Consider the following 20,024-nt stretch of genomic DNA (forward strand, 5'->3'; position numbering starts at 1 on the left):
GTAACAGCAATGCCGGCATTGCCGGCAGATAATAAAACGAGGTGGAAATCCGGGCCATGCATCATCATGGCCACAGCAGTAGCCGGAGCCGGCCTCAGGCCGTGCTCAGCAGATGCTTTTCTCCCAGGGCGGGGGAAGGTCGAATACCGAGTGACAGACTTTCCAGGCACACCCCCAGCTTGTCGTAAAAATCCCGCAGGGTACGCACCACTTCCTCTTCGTGCTTCTTCGGCAAGGCCTGGGGCTGCCACTGCCCGGTCGCGTTATAAAAACCGAGCTGGTAATGAAACTCGAAATTCTCATTATCCTGGGTGCTGAGGGTCAACCACCAGCCCCAGAACTCGCGCTTTTCAGGCGCCGCCTTGGCGCTGGCACAGACGGCCAGGCAGTCAAAAAAATAGTGGGATTCATTCGACATATGCTCCCGCAGATAGGGGCCTATGGCGGCAAACTTTCGCACTAACTTATGATGAGTAACCTTGTCTGTGGTCATGCAGCCTCCCTGTTAACTTGCCTATATGTAACGTTTTTTCGCCCCAGCGTAAAGGCCGGCCGCGACCCTGTTCACAAAAAACGGCGCCCCGGCCCTGCCGGGGACTATAAATGGGTCAGCAACCAGTCCCGCGCCTTCGCCAGGGCCTGGCCGTAGACTTCGAACAGGGGCAGCTTGTCCAGCACCAGCGCCTGCCCCCCCCGGCTGGAAGCCGCCAGGGCCTGGATGTCCCGCTCCGGGCAGATAAAGTCACGTTTGTGACCGAGACTGAGCAGGGGCACCGTGGTCTTGTGTCCCATCAGGCCCTGGGTTTTCAGGGAAAAACCCTGGCAATGATAATAAACCTGCTCCCAGTCGTTGCTGCGCAGCCCCATCCGGTTGGCGATGGTATCCCTGAGCATGGCCGGGGTCTGCATAAAGCGATCACGGTCGGTAAAGAACAGGTTGGTGGCACCGGCGATGCTGACCACGGTGCGCAGCTTGAAGGGCTCGAGGAAGGCCAGCCGCGCCGCCACATTCCCCCCCATGCGCACTCCCAGCACGCCGACCCGCCGTTCGTCCACCCAGGGGATCTGCGGTACATAGTCCAGCACCGCCTGATGCAGCCGGCTGCTGTCCTGCACCAGCGACCAGTGGGACGAATATCCGACACCCGGCATGTCCACCGTCAGCATGGCAATGCCCGAGGGTGCCAGGTACTCCTCATAAAAGCGCCAGAAATCGAGCTGCAGGCTGTCTAGGCTGCCGCTGACGATCACCAGGGGCAACGGCTTGTCTTGGGCGGGCAGGTGCAGGTAACCCTGCACCTCTTTGCCATTATAGGGAATGCGCAGCTCCTTGAGCGGCACCGGCAACAGTTGCCCGGCCTGGCGGTAGGCCTTGTTGGCGAGCAGCTGCGCCTGCAGGCTGAGCACATCACCCTTGAGGTGGGGGTAGCTCGCCAGGGAAAAATAACGGGCCGCCGCCAGCAACTGCCGGCGGGCCAGCTCCGGATCGGCGGCCATCATCGCCATGCCCGCCCGATGGGCATCGGCCCCCAACTGGCTCCACTCGAACACCCAGTTCCCACTCTTGTATTCCGACACCGTATCCAGCCAGTGATCCACGGAACGGGGGCCGGCGGCCATGGCAATCCGGGCCAGGGTCGATTCTATTTCAATGCTGTCGGTGCCCTGCCAACGCCAGAAGGCGCGTTTTTGCAGCCGGTAGAAGCCGGGCAGATGGGCACCGTCCACATAAGGGGCAATCTGCTCCGGTTGTTTATCCCGTCGCCCGGTAAATGAAATGGTGGACGTTTCCTGCACCTGCTCCACCTGTGAGAACAGCCGCTCGCTCAGAGTGTGATTTTGCTCCGGCATGATTGCACCCTCATGTACTGATAAGAAACGAAAAGGCTCCAGAGGAGCCTTTTCGTTTCTTATCATGCGTTGTCTTGTTCACACAGCGGCGGCACAAAGGTTACGCTCATGTCCCAGGGCTGTTCTATCCAGGTATCCTGGCCGACCCGGACCTCGAAATCATCGACCAGCGGCTCGCCCTTCGGCTTGGCAAACACGGTGATGAACTTGGCCTTGGGGTAGAGTTCGCGGATCACCCGGGCGGTATTGCCGGTATCCACCAGGTCATCGACGATCAAAAAGCCTTCACCGTCCCCGGATACCTGCTTGAGCACCTGCAGCTCGGCACGCTGGTGATCGTGCTCGTAGCTGGAGATACAGAGGGTATCGACATGACGGATGCCCAGCTCCCGGGCCATGATGGCCGCCGGTACCAGGCCACCGCGGCTAACCGCAATAATGCCTTTCCACTGACTGGCGGGAAGCTGGCGCTGGGCCAACTTGCGCGCTTCGCGCTGAAATGAATCCCAGGTGACGACGAATTTGTTGGACATAAACAGAACCTTTGGATGTTGGCTTTCGAGACAAGTTGGCCACCGTCGTCCGCCGTGGTACCCGGCAGGCGGCGGCCCCTAGACGCGCCCCAGCCCTGGTGCCGGCCTTGACCGGATGACGAGCAAACAATGGTCGCATTATAGAGATAGCGCCCATTCTTGACCAGCGTTACAGCTTTTTATTGCCACCGGTGCCACATCGATCATCATTAGACTAAAGGGGTAGCCGGGCAGATCCCACTTTTGCAGTCAGCCGGCCGTAAAGTCTTTTCCATTGATTTAGTATGGGAAATTATCTGCCCGGTGCAGAAGCTATCGACAGAGGAACAAGGACGTGAAACTACTGCGCTCGCTTTCCATCGCCAAACGGCTTTATCTTAATCTGCTGCTGCTTTCCATCGGCATCCTGGGCGTCACCCTGCTGATGCTGTGGTTGTTCTATCAGGGCCTGGTCGACGAAAAACGCACCCAGGCCATGCGCCAGGTACAGTCAGTGATCAGCCTGACCGGTTTTTATCACCAGCAACAACAACAGGGACTGCTACCGGAAGCCGAAGCCCGGCAACAGGCCTTGGCCGCCATCGCCGAGCTGCGCTACGGCAACAACGACTATTTCTGGATCAACGACAGCCAGCCGCGCATGATCCTGCATCCGATGCAGCCCAGGCTCAACGGCGAAGATCTCAGCGGCTTCAAGGATCCCAACGGCAAGGCGCTGTTCCTCGAGATGGTAGAGCAGGTACGCCAGGCCGGCGGCGGCTTCGTGCACTACCTCTGGCCCAAGCCGGGCCTGAGCGAGCCGGTGGAAAAGGTGTCCTATGTGGAGCTGTTCACCCCCTGGGGCTGGATCATCGGCACCGGCATCTATATCGACGACGTGCACGAGCAACTGGCGGCCACCGCCACCAAGGTGCTGCTGGTGGTGCTGGGACTCGGCACCGTCGCCGTGCTGGTGGCGGTGGCACTGATCCGCAGCATACTGCACCCGATGGGTGACACGGTGCGGGCCCTGCGCGACATCTCTCACGGCGAAGCAGACCTGCGCCGGCGGCTGGACGAACACGGCCGGGACGAGGTGGCCCAGCTCAGCCGAAGCTTCAACCAGTTCTGCTCACGGCTGGCCGTCACCATCCGCCAGCTCTCTCCCATCAGCCAGGAGGTGAACGCCGCCGCCGGTCGCCTGTCCGACATAGTGCGCCATAACCGCGGCCTTTCCGAGCAGCAGTCGGCCGAAACCGAGAAGGTCGCCGCCGCCATGCAGCAAATGCTGGCCACCAGCCAGGAAGTGGCCAGGTCGGCAGAGCAAGCGGCTTCGGCCAGCCATGCCTCGGCCGAGGCCGCCCGGGACGGCAGCGGCAAGGTGGCCCAGACCCGCCAGGTGGCGGCCGGCCTGGTGGCCGAACTCACCTCGGCCCAGCATCGCCTGGCCACCCTGGCCGAACGGGCCCAGGACATCGGCAAGGTGCTGGAGGTGATCAGCGCCATCGCCGAGCAGACCAACCTGCTGGCGCTGAATGCCGCCATAGAGGCGGCCCGGGCCGGGGAGCAGGGCCGCGGCTTCGCGGTGGTGGCCGACGAGGTACGCAGCCTCGCCACCCGCACCCAGCGCTCGACCGACGAAATTCAGGACATCATCCAGCGGCTGCAGTCCGAAGCCAGTGACACCGTGGCCCATATGAACGGTCTGATGCAGCAGGCGAAGGACACCCAGGGCACCGCCGATCAGGCCGGCGACGCCCTGGCCGCCATCAGCGAACGCATGCAGCTTATCAACGACATGAACAGCCATATCGCCACCGCCGCCGAACAGCAGCGGCAAACCACCGAAGAGATGAGCCGCAACCTGAGCCGGCTGAGCGAACTGGCGGAGGAGGCCCGCCTGAAGACCCAGGAGACCGACAGTGCCGGTGAGGCCCTGTCCGGCCTGGGGCGCAAGCTGTCGGACGAAGTCAATATGTTCAAGGCATAGATGAGCACGAACGCAGTTCATAAAACCAATAGAATTTAATTTCTTGGATTAAAAAATCGAAATAATCACAATATACAGTTAAATGATGGAAAAGGACGGCGACGGAGGGGTAAGCTATCGGCTTTCCCCTACCGGCGTCAGAAGCAAGGTACCCCATGAGCGAAATCCGTAGCCTTTCCCCTGCCCTGCTGTGGCAGTTTTTCGACACCCTCTGCAGTATTCCCCATCCTTCCGGCCATGAGGCGGCCTTGCGCCAGTGGATCGGCGACTGGGCGCGGGAGCAGGGGCTGGCGGTGCAGCAGGACAAGGTAGGCAATCTGATCATCCGCAAAGTCGCCACGGCGGGAATGGAACAACGCCAGGGGGTGATATTGCAAGCCCATATGGATATGGTTCCCCAGGCCAACGCCGACAGCCCCCATGATTTTACCCGGGATCCGATCCAGCCCTGGATCGACGGCGACTGGGTCCGCGCCCGCGGCACCACCCTGGGCGCCGACAACGGCATCGGCCTGGCCGCCTGCCTGGCGGTGCTGGCCGACGACAAGGTGCAGCATGGCCCGCTGGAAGTGCTGCTGACCGTGGACGAGGAAAGCGGCATGACCGGCGCCTTCGGCCTGGAGCCCGGTCTGTTGCGCGGCGAGATCCTGCTCAACACCGACTCGGAGCAGGACGGCGACGTCTACATGGGCTGCGCCGGCGGGGTGGATGCCAACATCACCCTGCCCTACGAGGCAGAGCCCGTCCCCGCCGGGCACCAGGCGGTGCGCCTGGCCATCACCGGCCTGCGCGGCGGCCACTCCGGCATCAATATCCACCAGGGCCGGGCCAGCGCCAACAAGCTGTTGGCGGAGCTGCTGCACGATATCGGCCAGCATATCCCGGCTCGGCTGGCCGAGCTTCACGGGGGCACCCTGCGTAACGCCATCGCCCGGGAAGCCTGGGCCCTGCTGACCCTGCCCGCCGCCGAGCTGGAGCGGGCACAAGATCTGGTTGAGTTATATCGCCGCCAGTACGCCGCCGAGTTCGCCGGCGTGGACGACTTTATCCGCCTGGAACTCGAGCCCGCCGGGCTGCCGCCGCGGGTGATGAGCGCGGCTCTGCAACACCGGCTGGTGGCCGCCCTGCTCGCCTGCCCCCACGGGGTGATGGAAATGAGCCGGGCCCTGGCCGGGGTGGTGCAGAGTTCCACCAACCTGGGGGTGATCAAGACAGAAGCGGAGCAGGTCTACGTGCAATGCCTGATCCGTTCCCTGAGCGATGCGGGCCGGGACCGGGTGGCGGAGATGACGGCGGCGGTGTTCCGCCTGGCCGGCGCCGACTGCCGCTTCGACGGCGCCTACCCGGGCTGGCAACCCAACCCCGACTCCGCCATCATGAGGCTGCTGCTCGACACCCATGAGACCCTGTTCGGGGTCCAGCCGGCGGTCAAGGTGATCCACGCCGGCCTCGAATGCGGCCTGTTCAAGGCGGTCTATCCGGAGTGGGATATGGTGTCTTTCGGACCCACCATTCAGGGCGCCCATTCCCCGGACGAGCGGGTGCATATCGAAGCGGTGTCCCGCTTCTGGCAACTGCTGGTGCGGGTGCTCGGGCAGATACCCGAGAGCGACGACCGCTGAGCGTCAGCATCGGACCCAGCCATGTCGTCCCCGGTAGGCAAGGAGAGCAAATTGGCTTATGCTCTTGGCCAATAGCCCGAATGGAGGAAGACGCCATGAAATACGCCCCCCTGTGTGTGTTGCTGTCCCTGCTGGCGGCGCCGGCCATGGCCGACAACCTGCTGAACCGGATGGTGAACTTCGGTCGGGAAGTGTTGGATGAAACCCGCAAGCTGGCCCCCGGAATACAGCATGATCGCCGGCATGAACAACCGGCCCAGGTCAGCCAGGCCGCCCCGGACGACGGCCGGCACAGCCCGGCTGTCGAGCTGGGGCAGGCGGCCCCCTCGGCTATAGCCCCGTCAGCCCCATCGAGCCTCCCGCCGGCGGCCTCCCCCTCGGCCAATCACGGCTGGCAGTTTGCGGAAGAAGACCACCTCAATTCCGCAAAATAAGGGGGCGCCGGCACAGAGCGAAGCAAACAAGAAAACCCTTACCACTCGAAACTGAGCTGCCGCTCGTCGGCCCGCGGACCCGCCAGCTCGACACTCACCCCCACCAGCCGTATCCCCCGCCCCCGGGCCCGCGCCCAAGCCTGTTCGCACAGCCGCAACGCCAGCGGCAGCTCCGCCCTCGGGCAGCGTCGGGACAGGGTGGTTTGCTCGAAATCGCTGAACTTCAGCTTGATACAGAGGCCGCACACCGGCCTGTCGCCAAGCCGTCGCACCAGCTCGGGCCAGAGTTTGGTCAGCACCAGCAACCCCTGCTCGGCCCGGTGAAGATCCTCGGCCAGGGTGGTCTCCACCCCCACCGATTTGCGCACCCATTCCGTCTGCACGGCCCGTTCGTCTATACCCCGGGCCCGCAGCCACAATAGCTGGCCGAATTTGCCGAAACGGCGCATCAGCTCGGCCTCTCCCACCGCCGCCAGCTGGCTGCAATATTCAAGCCCCAGTGCCGCCAGCTTCTCCGCCGTCTTGCGCCCGACCCCGGGGATCCTGGCCAGGGGCAAATGGTGGATGAATGCCTCGACCCGCTCCGGCGGCAGCACGAAGAGGCCGTCCGGCTTGTTTTCTTCCGAGGCGATCTTGGCCAGGAACTTGTTGGGGGCCACCCCGGCGGAGGCGGTCAGCTGCAGCTCGTCCCGAATGGCCCGGCGGATATCCCGGGCGATCAGGGTAGCGCTGCCGCCGAACCAGGGGCTGTCGCTCACATCCAGGTAGGCCTCGTCCAGTGACAGCGGCTCGACCAGATCGGTATAGCGACCGAATATCTCACGGATTTGGCGCGACACCGCCTTGTACTCGGCCATATTACCGGGGATCAGCAAGAGCCCGGGACAGCGCTTCAACGCCTGGTGGCTGGCCATGGCCGAACGCACCCCGAAGGCCCGGGCCGGGTAGTTGCAGGTGGCGATAACCCCCCGCCGGCTGGCACTGCCGCCGATGGCCAGGGGAATATCCCGCCACTCGGGATGGGCGCGCATCTCCACCGCGGCGAAAAAGCAGTCCATATCGACGTGGATGATCTTGCGCATGACAATCAAAGCCGGAAGCTGGAAGCTGGAAGCTGGAAGCTGGAAGCTGGAAGCTGGAAGCTGGAAGCTGGACAAGAATGCTCGCCTGTCTCGTTCAAGGCAAACCGGATTGCTTCAGGCTTCCAGCTTCGGGCTTAAAGCTAAATGATGCGGTTTTCTTCCAGCATCTTGCGGCGGGCTTCTTCCTTGGCCATCTTCTTCTTGCGGTTATCGCAAGGGTCGGGGCAGTCGCAGGCTTTCTCCACCCCGACCGAGCCCAGGCCGCCACAGGAGCCGGAGATGGTTTTACGCTGAACGATGTAGCCGATGGCCATGGCGGCCATCACCAGGGCAAACACCACTAACGTAACAAAGAAATACAGCATATCAACCTCTTAAATACTTTTTGAAGGCGCTGGACATATCCACCCGGAAGCCTTCGTCGGTCTTGGTCAGCAGGTAGATGGCCAGGCGGTGTTCTTCGGCAAAGGCCAGTGCCCGCTCGGTGCCCATCACCGTCAGGGCGGTGGCCAGCCCATCGGCGATCATACAGGAGGGATGCACCACTGTCACCGACGCCAGTTGATGGCTGATGGGCTTACCGGTCACCGGATCCATGGTGTGCGACAGCCGCTTGCCGTCCAGCTCGTAATAGTTACGGTAGTCGCCGGAGGTGGCCACGGCATTGTTGTCCACCGCTATCACCTGCTGCACCGCCCCCATTCCCGGCCCCGGTTTTTCCACCGCAATACGCCAGGGCTGCCCTTGGGCATTGGTGCCGCTGACCCGCAGATCCCCGCCGATTTCCACCAGATAATTGGCAAAGCCTTCCTCCGCCAGGTACTCGGACAGCACATCGGTGCCGAAGCCCTTGGCGATGGCGGACAGGTCCACATAGAGTTCGGGAATGGTCTTGCTCAGGTATTCCCCCTCTGCATCCACCTTCACCGCCAGGTGCTGCAGGCCGGTCCGCGCCCGGACCTCGGCCAGCTGCTGCTCGCTCGGGATCCGGCTAGGCCGGGCATCGGGACCGAAGCCCCACAGGTTGACCAGGGGCCCCACCGTCACATCCAGCGCCTTCCCGGTCTGCCGCCCCAGTTGCAGCGAGGCGGTCACCACCTTGGCAAAATCGGCAGAGACCGGGAAGGGACTGTCGTCACCATGGCGGTTGAAGCGGCTCAGTTCGGAGTCTTCCCGGTAGGTGGACATCTGATCATTAACCCGCTCCAGCCGCCGATCGATCTCGTCCTGCAGCTCGCGTGCCCGACTCTCGTCGGCTCCCACCACCTTCACCGAATAGTAGGTGCCCATGGTATTGCCGGTCAGGTGCAACTGCGCTTGTTCGGGGCCGGACGGCTTACAGGCCGCCAATAAAAAGGCCAGCCCCAGGGGGGCCAGCCAGTTGCTTACATAAGATTTCATCAGTGTTTAACCACTATTGTTTAACCACCAAAGTCATCCAGCAGGATGTTGTCATCTTCCACGCCCAGGTTCTTGAGCATGTTGATCACGGCGGCGTTCATCACGGGCGGACCACACATGTAGTACTCGCAATCCTCGGGCGCATCGTGATCCCGCAGGTAGTTCTCGTACAGCACGTTATGGATGAAACCGGTGTAGCCGGTCCAATCGTCGCCGGGCTGGGGATCGGAGAGCGCCACATGCCACTTGAAGTTGTCGAACTGCTCCTGCAGGCCGTCGAAGTCTTCCACGTAGAACATCTCGCGCTTGGAACGGGCACCGTACCAGAAGCTGATCTTGCGCTTGGAGTTCAGGCGCTTGAGCTGATCGAAGATGTGCGAGCGCATCGGGGCCATACCGGCGCCACCGCCGATAAACACCATCTCGGCATCGGTATCCTTGGCGAAGAACTCACCGAAGGGACCGGAAATGGTGGCCTTGTCACCGGCCTTCAGCGACCAGATGTAGGAGGACATCTTGCCGGGAGGGGCGGTCCAGTTGCTGGGCGGCGGAGTGGCGATCCGCACGTTCAGCATGATGATGCCTTCTTCTTCCGGATAGTTGGCCATGGAGTAGGCGCGGATGGTTTCCTCGTCTACCTTGGACTCCAGATCGAAGATCTTGAACTTGTCCCAGTCTTCCCGGTATTCCTCGGGCACGTCGAAGTCCTTGTACTTGACGTGGTGGGGCGGCGCCTCGATCTGAATGTAACCGCCGGCACGGAAAGGTACGCTTTCGCCGTTGGGGATCTTCAGCTTGAGTTCCTTGATGAAGGTGGCCTTGTTATCGTTGGAGATAACATCGCAGTCCCACTTCTTGATACCGAACACTTCTTCCGGCAGCTCGATCTTCATGTCGCCCTTGACGTTCACCTGACAGGACAGGCGCTCGCCGTGACGCGCTTCGCGCTTGGAGATGTGATCCAGCTCGGTGGGCAGGATTTCACCGCCCCCGTCCAGCACACGTACCCGGCACTGGCCGCAGGAGCCACCGCCACCACAGGCAGAAGAGACGAAGATACCGTTGGCGGCCAGGGCGCCCAGCAGCTTGACGCCGGCGCCGGAGGTGATCGCCTTTTCGGGATCGTCGTTGATGCTGATAGTCACATCCCCTTCCGCGACCAGCTTGGACTTGGCAAACAGGATAATGCTTACCAGGACCAGCACGATCACGGTGAACATGACCACGCCTAGAATGATTTCCATCGATTATTCCTTTTCCGTCACTGGGTTTACAGAGAAATGCCAGAGAAAGACATGAAGCCGAGGGCCATCAGGCCGGCGGAAATAAAGGTGATCCCCAGGCCACGCAGGCCGTCGGGCACATCCGCATACTTCATCTTCTCACGCAAACCGGCCAGGGCCACAATCGCCAGCATCCAGCCCACACCTGAGCCAAAACCGTAGACGATGGACTCGGCGAAGTTGTAGTCCCGCTGCACCATGAAAGATACGCCACCGAAGATGGCACAGTTCACGGTGATCAGTGGCAGGAAGATCCCGAGCGCGTTGTAAAGCGCGGGGAAAAACTTGTCCAGGGTCATCTCCAGGATCTGCACCAGCGCCGCGATTACCCCGATAAAGGTAATGAAGTTCAGGAAGCTCAGATCCACCCCGGGCGCCAGGGCGCCATCCTTGAGGATGAAGTTGTAGATGAGGTTATTCACCGGCACCGCTATGGTCAGCACCACGATAACCGCCACCCCCAGGCCGAAGGAGGTTTTCACCTTCTTGGACACCGCCAGGAAGGTACACATCCCCAGGAAGAAGGCCAACGCCAGGTTCTCGATAAAGACGGCGCGGACAAACAGACTCAGAAAATGTTCCATGTTACTCCTTCGCCTCCACCTGCTCCGGACGGAAAGTACGCAGTATCCAGATAAAACCACCGATGATGAAGAAGGCGCTCGGCGGCAACAGCAGCATGCCGTTGGCCTGATACCAGCCACCGTTCTTGATCAGCGGCAGTATCTCGATACCGAACCAGGTGCCGGCACCGAACAGCTCACGCACCGTGGCCACCACCAGCAGGATCAGACCGTAACCCAGGCCGTTGCCGATGCCGTCCAGGAAGGACATCATGGGCGGGCTCTTCATGGCGTAGGCTTCGGCGCGACCCATGACGATACAGTTGGTGATGATCAGACCCACAAACACCGACAGCTGCTTGGAGATGTCGTAGGCGTAAGCCTTGAGGATCTGGTCCACCACGATAACCAGGGAGGCGATGATCGCCATCTGGGCGATAATCCGTACCGAGTTCGGGATCTGGTTGCGGATCAGCGAGATAAACAGGTTCGAAAACGCCGTTACCGCGACAACCGCCAGCGACATCACGAATGCCGTCTGCATCTGGGTGGTTACCGCCAGTGCCGAGCAAACCCCCAGTACCTGCAGGGCGATGGGGTTGTTGCCGAACACGGGTCCGAACAACACCTTTTTCATTTCAGCTTTATCAGCCATTGTTCAGCTCTCCTTCACGAATCTTGGCAAGGAAAGGACCGAAGCCTTTGGGACCCATCCAGAATTCAAAGGTATATTGAACGCCGTTGGAGGTCAGGGTGGCACCGGACAGGCCGTCCACACCGTGTTCCGAACCTTCGGGCGCGCCGCCCTTGACTACCCGCAGCGCCGGCCGGCCTTGCTCATCGAACAACTGCTTGCCGACGAACTGGGCACGCCAGTTGGGGTTTTCAATCTCACCGCCGAGTCCGGGAGTTTCCCCCTGCTCGTAGTAGGTGATGCCCTTGATGGTGTTGCCGTCCGGGGCGACCGCGACGAAGGCGTACATGGTGGACCACAGGCCCTGGCCGTGTACCGGCAGTATGATGCTGTCCAGCTCGCCGTTTTCGTCCTTGGCCAGGTACACCGGCGCCAGGTTGGCGCGGCGGCGGATGCCGGCCGGATCTTCACCGCTGCTCAGCGCTATGCTGGCGGAAGTGTCCTTGGCGGCATTACGCTGGTTATAGCCTTCCGCCGGCAGGTCGGAGAACTCGCCGGTATCCAGATCCACCAGGCGAGCCTCGATGTAGCGGGCATAGTTTTCCGCCACATTGGCCCGGCCCAGGCCGGCCACGTCGACGATATTGGTCTGCACATCCAGAACCTGGTTGCGCTGCTGAATCGGCTTCAGGCCCACGGCGGCAACGGACACCACTATGGAGCACACCAGACACAAGCCACCGATCACGGCAAAGGTTCTGCCGATTGTTTCTTTCTTAGCCACGAGCCAGCCTCCGTTTGATATTGGCCTGCACCACGAAGTGGTCGAACAGGGGCGCGAACAGGTTGGCGAACAGGATGGCCAGCATCATGCCTTCGGGGAAGGCGGGGTTGGCCACGCGGATCAGCACCACCATGACCCCGATCAGGGCGCCGTACCACCATTTACCCTTGTTGGTAAAGGAAGCGGACACCGGGTCGGTCGCCATGAACATCATACCGAAGGCAAAGCCGCCCAATACCAGGTGCCAGTGCCAGGGCATGGAGAACATGGCATTGGTGTCGGAGCCGATGACGTTGAACAGGGTCGCGGTCAGCACCATGCCGATCATCACGCCGGCGACGATACGCCAGGAGGCGATGCCCAGGTAGATGATGAACAGACCACCGATCAGGATGGCCAGGGTGGACACTTCACCGATGGAACCCTGCATGTTGCCGATAAAGGCATCCATCCAGCTGATCACGGCACCGGTATTCACGTCCATCAGCGCGGCCTGACCACCCGCAGCCCACTGGCCCAGGGCGGTGGCGCCGGAAAAACCGTCGACCGCGGTCCAGACCGCATCACCGGAAATTTCAGCCGGGTAGGCGAAGAACAGGAAGGCACGACCGGCCAGGGCCGGGTTGAGGAAGTTCTTGCCGGTACCGCCGAAGATCTCCTTGGCCATGACCACACCGAAGGTGATACCCAGGGCGGCCTGCCACAGGGGCAGGGTGGCGGGCACGATCAGGGCGAACAGCACGGAGGTCACGAAGAAGCCTTCGTTCACTTCATGCTTGCGCACGGACGCGAACAGCACTTCCCAGAAGCCACCGACCACGAACACGGTCAGGTAGATGGGCAGGAAGTACATGGCACCCAGCAGCAGGTTACTGCCCCAGCCGGCGCCTTCTCCCAGGGTTGCCCCCAGGCTCTGGGCCAGGCCGTAACGCCAGTTGCCATCGATGACCGCGGCCAGTTCGGCCGGGCTGTACATGCTGGTGAGGGCCGCAATGGCCTGGCCGCCGGCGTTGTACATACCGAAGAACATGGCCGGGAAGGTCGCCAGCCACACCATGATCATGATGCGCTTCAAATCGATGCTGTCGCGCACATGGGAGGCGTTGCGGGTTACCATGCCCGGGGTATAGAGTACGGTCGCTACCGCTTCATACAGGGCGTAAAACTTTTCGTATTTACCACCCGGCTCGAAATGGTGTTCGAGCTTTTCAAGAGTGTGTTTCAAGCTCATTACTTAGCCCTCTAGATCAATCTTGGTCAGACACTGACGCAGGACCTGGCCGTAATCGTATTTGCCCGGGCACACGTAGGTACAGAGCGCCAGATCTTCTTCATCCAGTTCCAGGCAGCCCATGGTCTGGGCGCTGTCGCTATCACCGGACAGCAGATCACGCAGCAACAGAGTCGGCAGAATATCCAGAGGCATGATGCGCTCGTAGTTGCCGATGGGAACCATCGCCCGAGCAGAGCCGTTGGTGGTGGTGGTCAGGTCGAACAGCTTACCCTTGGCCAGGTGGCTCAGGTAGGCGCGGGTCACGGAGAACTTGTTGGCGCCCGGCGCCAGCCAGCCCATGAACTCTTTTTCGCGACCTTCGGCCAGTACCGACACCTGCAGATGGTAACGACCCAGATAGGCGTAGGGACCATTGGCATTGGTACCGGACAGCACCGAGCCCGAAATAATGCGGTTTTCACCATCCTGCAGCTCGCCGGCGGTCAGCGCTTCCAGGGAGGCGCCGATGCGGGTACGCAGCAGACGGGGCTTCTGTACCACGGGGCCCCCCAGGGCGACCACCCGATCGGTGAACAGTTCACCTGTGGTGAACAGCTTGCCGAAGGCGATGACGTCCTGGTAGTTGATATACCAGACCACCTTGCCGGGGACGATGGGATCGATAAAGTGGATGTGGGTGCCCGGAAGACCGGCGGGATGCACACCAACGAACACATGTTCCTTGATGTTGTCAGCCTGGGCCTGAGGCAAGCTGCCCTCGCCCTTGCACACATGCACCTGACCATCGGTCAGGCGGCTCAGCACCTGCAGACCATCGGTAAACGCCTGGGCATTTTCCTTGATGATCAGTTCGGCGTTGGCGCACAGGGGGTTGGAGTCCATGGCCGTAACAAAGATAGAGCGCGGGGTAGAACCTACGGCCGGCACCTTGCTGAAAGGGCGGGTACGCAGGGCGGTCCACATGCCGGATTCAACCAGCTGCTCTCTGACGGTGTCACGTTCAAGTTTGGACAGTTCGGTGGAAGCGTATTTTGAAAAAGTAATCTGCTCTTCGCTGTCATCGACGGCAATCACCACGGATTGCAGTACACGCTTGGCGCCGCGATTTATTTCAACCACTGTACCGGCGGCGGGAGCTGTGAATTTAACGCCAGGATTCTTCTTGTCTTCGAAGATCACCTGACCTTTCTTAACGCGGTCCTCTACCTTGATATACATGGTAGGGCGCATTCCCACAAACTCCTCGCCCAGCGTAGCAACACGTTGGATGGCAGGACCATCGTAGATTACTTGCTCTGGGGCCCCGGAGATAGGGAGGTCCAGTCCTTTTTTAATTGTAATCATACTCACTTGCACTACTTGTTAGGGGAAGACAGGTACTTGCCATGTCAGACATGACAACATGCTGATGAGTCGCTACCGGTCTGCCTCTATCGTCTTGGCAACAGCATGACTACAGTCCGGTAACATCCAGCCCGATATAAAAGGCGCATAATTCTAGCACTTTTCACGCGGCGGCTGCCATGGCAATTACCAAAAATTACCGCTTCTTTCAGCAAAAACGGATGACCTCAGCTCGCGGCTAGCAAAAATAAGGCCATGATATTTGGCTGTTTATTAGCCCTTGGTCGCATATTGCTTGCGCAAACGCAAACACCGGGCCACCGCCCGGCGGGGCCGGAGCGGTAACAAAAAAACCAAGGCCGGGTAACATGGACGGTCAGGCCGACACACCGCCCTGGCCACGGCAGGCCGGGCTGTCGGGCACGCCGCCGCGGGCCTGCCATTCGGACGGGGTCAGGGTGTGCAACGCCAGGGCATGGACGCCGCCCGCCAGTTCATCGGCCAGCAGGGCGTTCAGCGCCCGGTGCCTTGCCAGCAGGCGCTGGCCTTCGAAGCGTGCACTCACCACCACCAGCTTGAAGTGGGTTTCGGAACCGGGCGCCACCCGGTGCATATAGCTTTCATTAATGACTTCCAGGTGCTCGGGCACGAAGGCCTCTTGCACCTTGCGTTCGATGGTGGCTTGTATGGACATAGTCGACTCCTGGTATTGTGAGGGGTGAGGAGGTGAGGCGTAAGGGACAAACAACACCCCTCACGCCGCACGGCCCCGGGGCGGCAGATAACGAAAGGTCAGATTAATGCGGGCCTCCGTTACACCGGCCGCCTTGGGCAAGGCATGCTGCCAATGATGCTGCATTTCACCGGCCATCACCAGCAGGCTGCCGTGATTCAGCAGCAGCTGCCGGCGTTCCCCCTGCCGATGGCGCAAGGTAAAACGGCGCGTCGCCCCCAGGCTGAGCGAGGCGATGACCGGGTCGGCCCCCAGCTCGGGTTCGTCATCCGCATGCCAGCCCATGCTGTCCTGACCGTCGCGATAGAGATTCAGCAGCACCCCGTTGAACGGCCGCTCGCACAGGGCTTCCAGCCGCCGGCGGATATCCGCCACCAGCGGATGCCAGGGCAAGGGCTGGCGAGTTTGCCCGGAGTAACGGTAGGCCGCCTCGCCCATCCAGCAGGACAGGCGGGGCTCGTCGAGCTCACGCCCGAACAGCCTGAGCCGATGTTGCTGCCAGGGGATCTCTCGCTGCAATTGCAGCAACCAGGCGTCGGCCTCGGCGGCAAAAGCATCCGGCCACCACAACAGCCGCCCCTGGATCAGCTCAATCCACTCGGGCTGCTCGCCCCATAAGCCCATGCTGCTTTTCCCCCGTGAACTGTTAAAATGTCCCTTTTTCGCTATTCGGGCCATCTATCGTTATGAATCATCACTTTCCCCTGCCCCAGGGCGGCGAGCTGATACTGCACCGTTACCCCCGCTCCGCCCAACACGGCCTGCAAGCCTGGGACGCGGCCGATGAATATATCATGAACGAAGTGGCCGCACAGACACAGGACCGGGCAACCCCGCCGGTGATCGTCAACGACGGCTTCGGCGCCCTCACCCTGGGGCTGCACCACCTCAGACCCTATACCGTCACCGACTCCCGGGTAGCGGAGCTGGCACTGGCGGCCAACGCCCGCGACAACGGCCTGGAGCCCGACTGGCAGCCGCTGGACAGCCTCTCCGCCTGGCCCGACAACCCCGGGCTGGTGCTGTTCAAGCTGCCCAAAACCAACGCCATGCTGGAATACCAGCTGGCTGCGCTGAGCCAGGTGATGGGGCCCGATACCCTGGTGATCGCCGGTGCCAAGGCCAGGGACGTGCACGGCTCCACCCTGCAACTGTTCGAACGGTACATAGGCCCCACCCACACCAGCCTGGCCTGGAAAAAAGCCCGGCTGGTCTTCTGTACCCCGGATCCGGCCAAGACCCCTTCGCCCCTGCCGCCGCCGCTGGCCTGGCCATTGGAAGGCACCGATTTTACCATTTATAACCATGCCAATGTGTTCTCCCGCGCCAGCCTGGATATCGGCGCCCGCTTTATGCTGGAACAACTGCCCGCCAACCGTCCGGGGCGCATGGTCGATCTGGGCTGCGGCAACGGCGTACTGGGGCTGGTGGCCCTGGCGCGCAACCCGCAAGCCCAGGTCACCTTCGTGGACGAGTCCCACATGGCCATCGCCAGTTGCCGGCTCAATGTGCAGCACAACCTGCCCGACGCCGAGGCCCGCGCCCACTTTATGGTCAATAACTGTCTCGACGGCATGGCGCCGGACAGTGTCGATCTGGTGCTGTGCAACCCGCCCTTCCATCAGCAGCAGGCCATTACCGATCATATCGCCTGGCAGATGTTCGTGGATGCCAAGCGGGTGCTGCGCCGGAGCGGCGAACTGTTGCTGGTGGCCAATCGCCACCTCGATTACCATCAAAAACTGAAACGGCTTTTCGGTAATCTGCGAGTAGTGGCATCCAATCGCAAATTCGTTATCCTGAGAGCCATTAAAAACCCTTGAGGAAACCGCTAGATGAAATCCATGAAATGGTTAACCGCCATCATTCTGACCCTGGGTCTGAGCGCCTGCGCCAGCTATTACCCCATCGCCGTCGACGTCAGCCCCTCCGCCCAGGTCGGCGGCGGCGTCTATCGCGGCCAGTCGGTCTCCCTGAGCAGCAAGGATGGCCGCGCCAACGACTTTATCATCCAGATTGAACAGCTGAACAAATCCCCGGTGGTGGTGGGCGCCAGCAATAACCTGCGCGTCCAGCTGGAACAGGCGCTGGCCCAGGGCCTGAGCACCCAGGGCGCCTTTATCGAGAACGGCGCCAATGTGCGCATGGAGCTGGAGCTGCAGGAAGTGCTGGCCCGGGTGATCCGCGGCCATATCAGTTACGATGTGGTACAGCAACTGCGTATGCAACTGACCCTGGAACGCAACGGCCGCACCATCACCAAGCAGTATCGCCGCAGCGCCCAGGAAGAATTCCCCGGCCGTCTGCACCCGGAACTGGACAAGGTCAAAGAGGCCCTGAACAAACAGCTGTCGCTGCTGCTGCAGGACATGCTGGCCGACCGCGACGTACAGAATTTTATCAACGGCAACTGAGCGACAGCGGCTCCGTCCCTGGCGGTGGAACCAGCCCTGTCCTCATCGCCCTGGCCGGGCCAACAAACAGTCATGGAGAATATATGAAAGCTATCCTGTGGTTACTGACCGGCCTGCTGGCCCTGCCGGCACTGGCCGGCCCCCGGGTCGAACTGGTCACCAACATGGGCCGGCTGGAAGTGGAACTGAACGAGGAGGCGGCACCGCTGACCGTCGCCAACTTCCTGCGTTATGTGGATGACGGCAGTTACAACAACAGCCTGTTCCACCGCCTGATCCCCGGCTTCGTGGTGCAGGGTGGCGGCTTTAAGACCGACTTCAGCCCGCTGCCCAGCTATGATCCCGTGGCCAACGAATCGGCCAACGGCCTGTCCAACCTGACCGGCACCATCGCCATGGCCCGCACCCAGGATCCCGACAGCGCCACCCGCCAGTTCTACATCAACCTGAACGACAACCGCTCCCTGGATGCGGGTCGCCAGGCCGGCTACACGGTGTTCGGCAAGGTCATCGACGGCGAACAGATACTGCAACGGATGGCGGCGGTTCCCACCGGCATGAACCTGCAGCTGCGTGCCCGTGATGTGCCGCAACAGCCCATTATCCTGCTAGAAGCACGTCGGCTCGCCGACCAGGGAGAGCCCCCATCAGAACCCTGACCATGACCCAGTTGCAGCAAAACCTGTCCATCTATCTGGAGCGGCGGGTCCTTACCCTGTTCGCCCTCGGCTTTTCCTCCGGGTTGCCCTTGCTGCTGGTGTTCGGCACCCTGTCGTTCTGGCTGCGGGAAGCCGGGGTCAGCCGCACCAGCATCGGCTTTTTCAGCTGGGTGGCGCTGGCCTACGGGGTGAAATGGCTGTGGTCGCCGCTGGTGGACCGGCTGCCGCTGCCCTGGCTGTCGCGCAAAATGGGCCGGCGGCGCAGCTGGATGCTGTTTTCCCAGCTCACCATCATGGCGGCCTTGGCCGGCATGGCGTTTTCCGATCCCACCACCCAGCTGGTCAGCCTGGCGCTGTTCGCCCTGGCGGTGGCCTTCGCCTCCGCCACCCAGGACATCGTCATCGACGCCTACCGTATCGAGGCCGCCCCGGAACGCTTGCAGGGCGCCCTGGCCGCCGCCTACATGACCGGCTACCGGCTGGCGATGATCATGGCGGGGGCCGGTGCCCTGGCCATCGCCGCCTGGGCCGGCTCGGATCTGGGTTACGATCCCGTCGGCTGGAAGGTGGCCTACCTGTGCATGATGGGCTTTATGCTGGTGGGGGTGATTACCTGCCTGCTGCTGCATGAGCCCGAGGTGGATCTGGCCGCCCAGCAGCAGGCCCAGGCCGAGCACAAGCAGGCGCTGATGGAACGGGGCTGGCCCCGCCCTGCGGCCGCCCTGCTGGCCTTCCTGAAAAGCGCCGTGGTGGCGCCTTTCGCCGAGTTCTTCCAGCGCTTCGGCTGGCAGGCGCTGCTGATCCTGGCGCTGATCGCCTGCTACCGCATCTCGGACGTGGTGATGGGGGTCATGGCCAATCCCTTCTACGTGGACATGGGCTTCAGCAAGTCGGAAATCGCCACCGTCACCAAGGTCTACGGTGTGATCATGACCCTGGTGGGGGCGGCCGTGGGCGGCCTGCTGGTGATGCGCTTCGGTACCCTGCGCATCCTGATGCTGGGTGCCGTGCTCGCCGCCAGCACCAACCTGCTGTTCGCCCTGATGAGCCAGCTGGGGGCCGACCTGCTGCTGCTGACGCTGATCATCTCCCTCGACAACCTGAGCGCCGGCATCGCCACCGCCGCCTTTATCACCTACCTGTCCAGCCTGACCAACGTGGCCTTCTCCGCCACCCAGTATGCGCTGTTCAGCTCAGTGATGATGCTGCTGCCCAAGTTCATCGCCGGCTTCTCCGGCATAATGGTGGACTCTTATGGATATGCCACTTTCTTTATCGGCACCGCCGCCATCGGCATGCCGGTACTGCTGCTGATCCACCTGGTCACCCGGCTGCATCCCCCCGCCAAATAGGCGAATGCAACCGCGGTCACAAAACTGAAAGGGCGCAATCGTTTGCGGTCTTGCGCCCTTTTTTCACCCGCCTAGACTCCCCCCACCCCCGGGAATTCCTGCCTCGACGGTTAAGGAAAACCTTGTCGTTTC

Annotated in this window: 22 protein-coding genes; 8 read left to right on the plus strand and 14 right to left on the minus strand. The window is 61.7% G+C overall.

Annotated elements, in window-relative coordinates; all coding sequences use genetic code 11:
• Nucleotides 1-94: 94 nt before the first annotated feature.
• The 3 genes from crl to gpt form a co-directional block, all read right to left on the minus strand.
• Nucleotides 95-493: a sigma factor-binding protein Crl gene (crl, locus tag JKV55_RS15730; RefSeq protein ID WP_202087699.1), complete on the minus strand. Its 399-nt coding sequence runs from the start codon at nt 491-493 to the stop codon at nt 95-97.
• Between the two features lie 104 nt (nt 494-597).
• A complete protein-coding gene (frsA, locus tag JKV55_RS15735; protein WP_237332904.1) occupies nt 598-1,851 on the minus strand; it encodes an esterase FrsA in 1,254 nt (417 codons plus the stop codon).
• A gap of 62 nt (nt 1,852-1,913) precedes the next feature.
• Nucleotides 1,914-2,384, minus strand: a complete 471-nt coding sequence (gpt, locus tag JKV55_RS15740) for a xanthine phosphoribosyltransferase (protein WP_202087701.1) — start codon at nt 2,382-2,384, stop codon at nt 1,914-1,916.
• Between the two features lie 334 nt (nt 2,385-2,718).
• Here gpt and JKV55_RS15745 point away from each other — a divergent pair, with 334 nt between their 5' ends.
• From JKV55_RS15745 to JKV55_RS15755, 3 genes are all read left to right on the plus strand, one after another.
• Entirely contained in the window at nt 2,719-4,353 is a 1,635-nt protein-coding gene (locus JKV55_RS15745; RefSeq protein WP_202087703.1) for a methyl-accepting chemotaxis protein, read from the plus strand.
• Between the two features lie 155 nt (nt 4,354-4,508).
• On the plus strand, nt 4,509-5,975 hold the full coding sequence (locus tag JKV55_RS15750; RefSeq protein WP_202087704.1) for an aminoacyl-histidine dipeptidase: 1,467 nt from the start codon (nt 4,509-4,511) through the stop codon (nt 5,973-5,975).
• A gap of 95 nt (nt 5,976-6,070) precedes the next feature.
• On the plus strand, nt 6,071-6,409 hold the full coding sequence (locus JKV55_RS15755) for a hypothetical protein (protein ID WP_202087706.1): 339 nt from the start codon (nt 6,071-6,073) through the stop codon (nt 6,407-6,409).
• A 38-nt stretch (nt 6,410-6,447) separates the two neighbouring features.
• Here the strand turns inward: JKV55_RS15755 and dinB are convergent, their stop codons facing one another.
• On the minus strand, nt 6,448-7,491 hold the full coding sequence (gene dinB / locus JKV55_RS15760) for a DNA polymerase IV (RefSeq protein ID WP_202087714.1): 1,044 nt from the start codon (nt 7,489-7,491) through the stop codon (nt 6,448-6,450).
• Between dinB and JKV55_RS15765 the strand changes: the two genes are divergently transcribed.
• Nucleotides 7,490-7,639, plus strand: coding sequence for a hypothetical protein (locus tag JKV55_RS15765; protein ID WP_202087716.1), 150 nt, complete (start codon nt 7,490-7,492; stop codon nt 7,637-7,639). The genes dinB and JKV55_RS15765 overlap by 2 nt on opposite strands.
• On the opposite strand, the gene nqrM is transcribed toward JKV55_RS15765, so the two are convergent.
• From nqrM to JKV55_RS15815, 10 genes are all read right to left on the minus strand, one after another.
• Nucleotides 7,632-7,856 carry a (Na+)-NQR maturation NqrM gene (gene nqrM / locus JKV55_RS15770; protein WP_202087724.1) on the minus strand — a complete coding sequence of 75 codons (225 nt, stop codon included), beginning with the start codon at nt 7,854-7,856 and terminating at the stop codon, nt 7,632-7,634. The genes JKV55_RS15765 and nqrM overlap by 8 nt on opposite strands.
• Nucleotide 7,857: 1 nt before the next feature.
• Nucleotides 7,858-8,892, minus strand: a complete 1,035-nt coding sequence (locus JKV55_RS15775) for an FAD:protein FMN transferase (protein ID WP_202087733.1) — start codon at nt 8,890-8,892, stop codon at nt 7,858-7,860.
• Between the two features lie 20 nt (nt 8,893-8,912).
• Entirely contained in the window at nt 8,913-10,136 is a 1,224-nt protein-coding gene (gene nqrF / locus JKV55_RS15780) for an NADH:ubiquinone reductase (Na(+)-transporting) subunit F (protein ID WP_202087734.1), read from the minus strand.
• Between the two features lie 26 nt (nt 10,137-10,162).
• Nucleotides 10,163-10,759 carry an NADH:ubiquinone reductase (Na(+)-transporting) subunit E gene (gene nqrE, locus JKV55_RS15785; RefSeq protein WP_202087735.1) on the minus strand — a complete coding sequence of 199 codons (597 nt, stop codon included), beginning with the start codon at nt 10,757-10,759 and terminating at the stop codon, nt 10,163-10,165.
• Nucleotide 10,760: 1 nt separating this feature from the next.
• The gene (locus tag JKV55_RS15790) at nt 10,761-11,393 is read right to left on the minus strand and encodes an NADH:ubiquinone reductase (Na(+)-transporting) subunit D (protein ID WP_202087736.1); all 633 of its coding nucleotides are present in this window, start codon (nt 11,391-11,393) and stop codon (nt 10,761-10,763) included.
• Complete coding sequence (locus JKV55_RS15795; RefSeq protein ID WP_202087737.1) at nt 11,386-12,156, minus strand: Na(+)-translocating NADH-quinone reductase subunit C; 771 nt, start codon at nt 12,154-12,156, stop codon at nt 11,386-11,388. Before JKV55_RS15795 ends, JKV55_RS15790 begins: the two co-directional genes overlap by 8 nt.
• Nucleotides 12,149-13,387, minus strand: a complete 1,239-nt coding sequence (locus JKV55_RS15800; RefSeq protein ID WP_202087738.1) for an NADH:ubiquinone reductase (Na(+)-transporting) subunit B — start codon at nt 13,385-13,387, stop codon at nt 12,149-12,151. The genes JKV55_RS15795 and JKV55_RS15800 overlap by 8 nt, the downstream gene beginning before the upstream one ends.
• 3 nt (nt 13,388-13,390) lie before the next feature.
• Complete coding sequence (locus JKV55_RS15805) at nt 13,391-14,734, minus strand: Na(+)-translocating NADH-quinone reductase subunit A (protein ID WP_202087909.1); 1,344 nt, start codon at nt 14,732-14,734, stop codon at nt 13,391-13,393.
• Between the two features lie 376 nt (nt 14,735-15,110).
• Nucleotides 15,111-15,428 carry a BolA family protein gene (locus JKV55_RS15810; protein ID WP_202087739.1) on the minus strand — a complete coding sequence of 106 codons (318 nt, stop codon included), beginning with the start codon at nt 15,426-15,428 and terminating at the stop codon, nt 15,111-15,113.
• A 60-nt stretch (nt 15,429-15,488) separates the two neighbouring features.
• The gene (locus JKV55_RS15815; protein ID WP_202087740.1) at nt 15,489-16,091 is read right to left on the minus strand and encodes an alpha-ketoglutarate-dependent dioxygenase AlkB family protein; all 603 of its coding nucleotides are present in this window, start codon (nt 16,089-16,091) and stop codon (nt 15,489-15,491) included.
• 62 nt (nt 16,092-16,153) lie between these two features.
• Here JKV55_RS15815 and JKV55_RS15820 point away from each other — a divergent pair, with 62 nt between their 5' ends.
• From JKV55_RS15820 to JKV55_RS15835, 4 genes are all read left to right on the plus strand, one after another.
• The gene (locus JKV55_RS15820; protein ID WP_202087742.1) at nt 16,154-17,290 is read left to right on the plus strand and encodes a methyltransferase; all 1,137 of its coding nucleotides are present in this window, start codon (nt 16,154-16,156) and stop codon (nt 17,288-17,290) included.
• 12 nt (nt 17,291-17,302) lie between these two features.
• Nucleotides 17,303-17,881 carry a YajG family lipoprotein gene (locus JKV55_RS15825; RefSeq protein ID WP_202087744.1) on the plus strand — a complete coding sequence of 193 codons (579 nt, stop codon included), beginning with the start codon at nt 17,303-17,305 and terminating at the stop codon, nt 17,879-17,881.
• 83 nt (nt 17,882-17,964) lie between these two features.
• Complete coding sequence (locus JKV55_RS15830) at nt 17,965-18,540, plus strand: peptidylprolyl isomerase (RefSeq protein WP_202087746.1); 576 nt, start codon at nt 17,965-17,967, stop codon at nt 18,538-18,540.
• Nucleotides 18,528-19,892, plus strand: coding sequence for an AmpG family muropeptide MFS transporter (locus JKV55_RS15835; RefSeq protein WP_439654915.1), 1,365 nt, complete (start codon nt 18,528-18,530; stop codon nt 19,890-19,892). The genes JKV55_RS15830 and JKV55_RS15835 overlap by 13 nt, the downstream gene beginning before the upstream one ends.
• The last annotated feature ends 132 nt before the right edge of the window (nt 19,893-20,024 follow it).

Origin of the sequence: Zobellella iuensis, from assembly GCF_016746085.1 — a bacterium.
GTDB classification, from domain to species: domain Bacteria; phylum Pseudomonadota; class Gammaproteobacteria; order Enterobacterales; family Aeromonadaceae; genus Oceanimonas; species Oceanimonas iuensis.

Bases quoted from the DNA above. Each gene is read 5' to 3' on its own strand.
- crl (WP_202087699.1), bottom strand. From the start codon at position 493: ATGACCACAGACAAGGTTACTCATCATAAGTTAGTGCGAAAGTTTGCC.
- frsA (WP_237332904.1), bottom strand. From the start codon at position 1,851: ATGCCGGAGCAAAATCACACTCTGAGCGAGCGGCTGTTCTCACAGGTG.
- gpt (WP_202087701.1), bottom strand. From the start codon at position 2,384: ATGTCCAACAAATTCGTCGTCACCTGGGATTCATTTCAGCGCGAAGCG.
- JKV55_RS15750 (WP_202087704.1), top strand. From the start codon at position 4,509: ATGAGCGAAATCCGTAGCCTTTCCCCTGCCCTGCTGTGGCAGTTTTTC.
- JKV55_RS15755 (WP_202087706.1), top strand. From the start codon at position 6,071: ATGAAATACGCCCCCCTGTGTGTGTTGCTGTCCCTGCTGGCGGCGCCG.
- JKV55_RS15765 (WP_202087716.1), top strand. From the start codon at position 7,490: ATGACAATCAAAGCCGGAAGCTGGAAGCTGGAAGCTGGAAGCTGGAAG.
- dinB (WP_202087714.1), bottom strand. From the start codon at position 7,491: ATGCGCAAGATCATCCACGTCGATATGGACTGCTTTTTCGCCGCGGTG.
- nqrM (WP_202087724.1), bottom strand. From the start codon at position 7,856: ATGCTGTATTTCTTTGTTACGTTAGTGGTGTTTGCCCTGGTGATGGCC.
- JKV55_RS15775 (WP_202087733.1), bottom strand. From the start codon at position 8,892: ATGAAATCTTATGTAAGCAACTGGCTGGCCCCCCTGGGGCTGGCCTTT.
- nqrF (WP_202087734.1), bottom strand. From the start codon at position 10,136: ATGGAAATCATTCTAGGCGTGGTCATGTTCACCGTGATCGTGCTGGTC.
- nqrE (WP_202087735.1), bottom strand. From the start codon at position 10,759: ATGGAACATTTTCTGAGTCTGTTTGTCCGCGCCGTCTTTATCGAGAAC.
- JKV55_RS15790 (WP_202087736.1), bottom strand. From the start codon at position 11,393: ATGGCTGATAAAGCTGAAATGAAAAAGGTGTTGTTCGGACCCGTGTTC.
- JKV55_RS15800 (WP_202087738.1), bottom strand. From the start codon at position 13,387: ATGAGCTTGAAACACACTCTTGAAAAGCTCGAACACCATTTCGAGCCG.
- JKV55_RS15805 (WP_202087909.1), bottom strand. From the start codon at position 14,734: ATGATTACAATTAAAAAAGGACTGGACCTCCCTATCTCCGGGGCCCCA.
- JKV55_RS15810 (WP_202087739.1), bottom strand. From the start codon at position 15,428: ATGTCCATACAAGCCACCATCGAACGCAAGGTGCAAGAGGCCTTCGTG.
- JKV55_RS15815 (WP_202087740.1), bottom strand. From the start codon at position 16,091: ATGGGCTTATGGGGCGAGCAGCCCGAGTGGATTGAGCTGATCCAGGGG.
- JKV55_RS15820 (WP_202087742.1), top strand. From the start codon at position 16,154: ATGAATCATCACTTTCCCCTGCCCCAGGGCGGCGAGCTGATACTGCAC.
- JKV55_RS15825 (WP_202087744.1), top strand. From the start codon at position 17,303: ATGAAATCCATGAAATGGTTAACCGCCATCATTCTGACCCTGGGTCTG.
- JKV55_RS15830 (WP_202087746.1), top strand. From the start codon at position 17,965: ATGAAAGCTATCCTGTGGTTACTGACCGGCCTGCTGGCCCTGCCGGCA.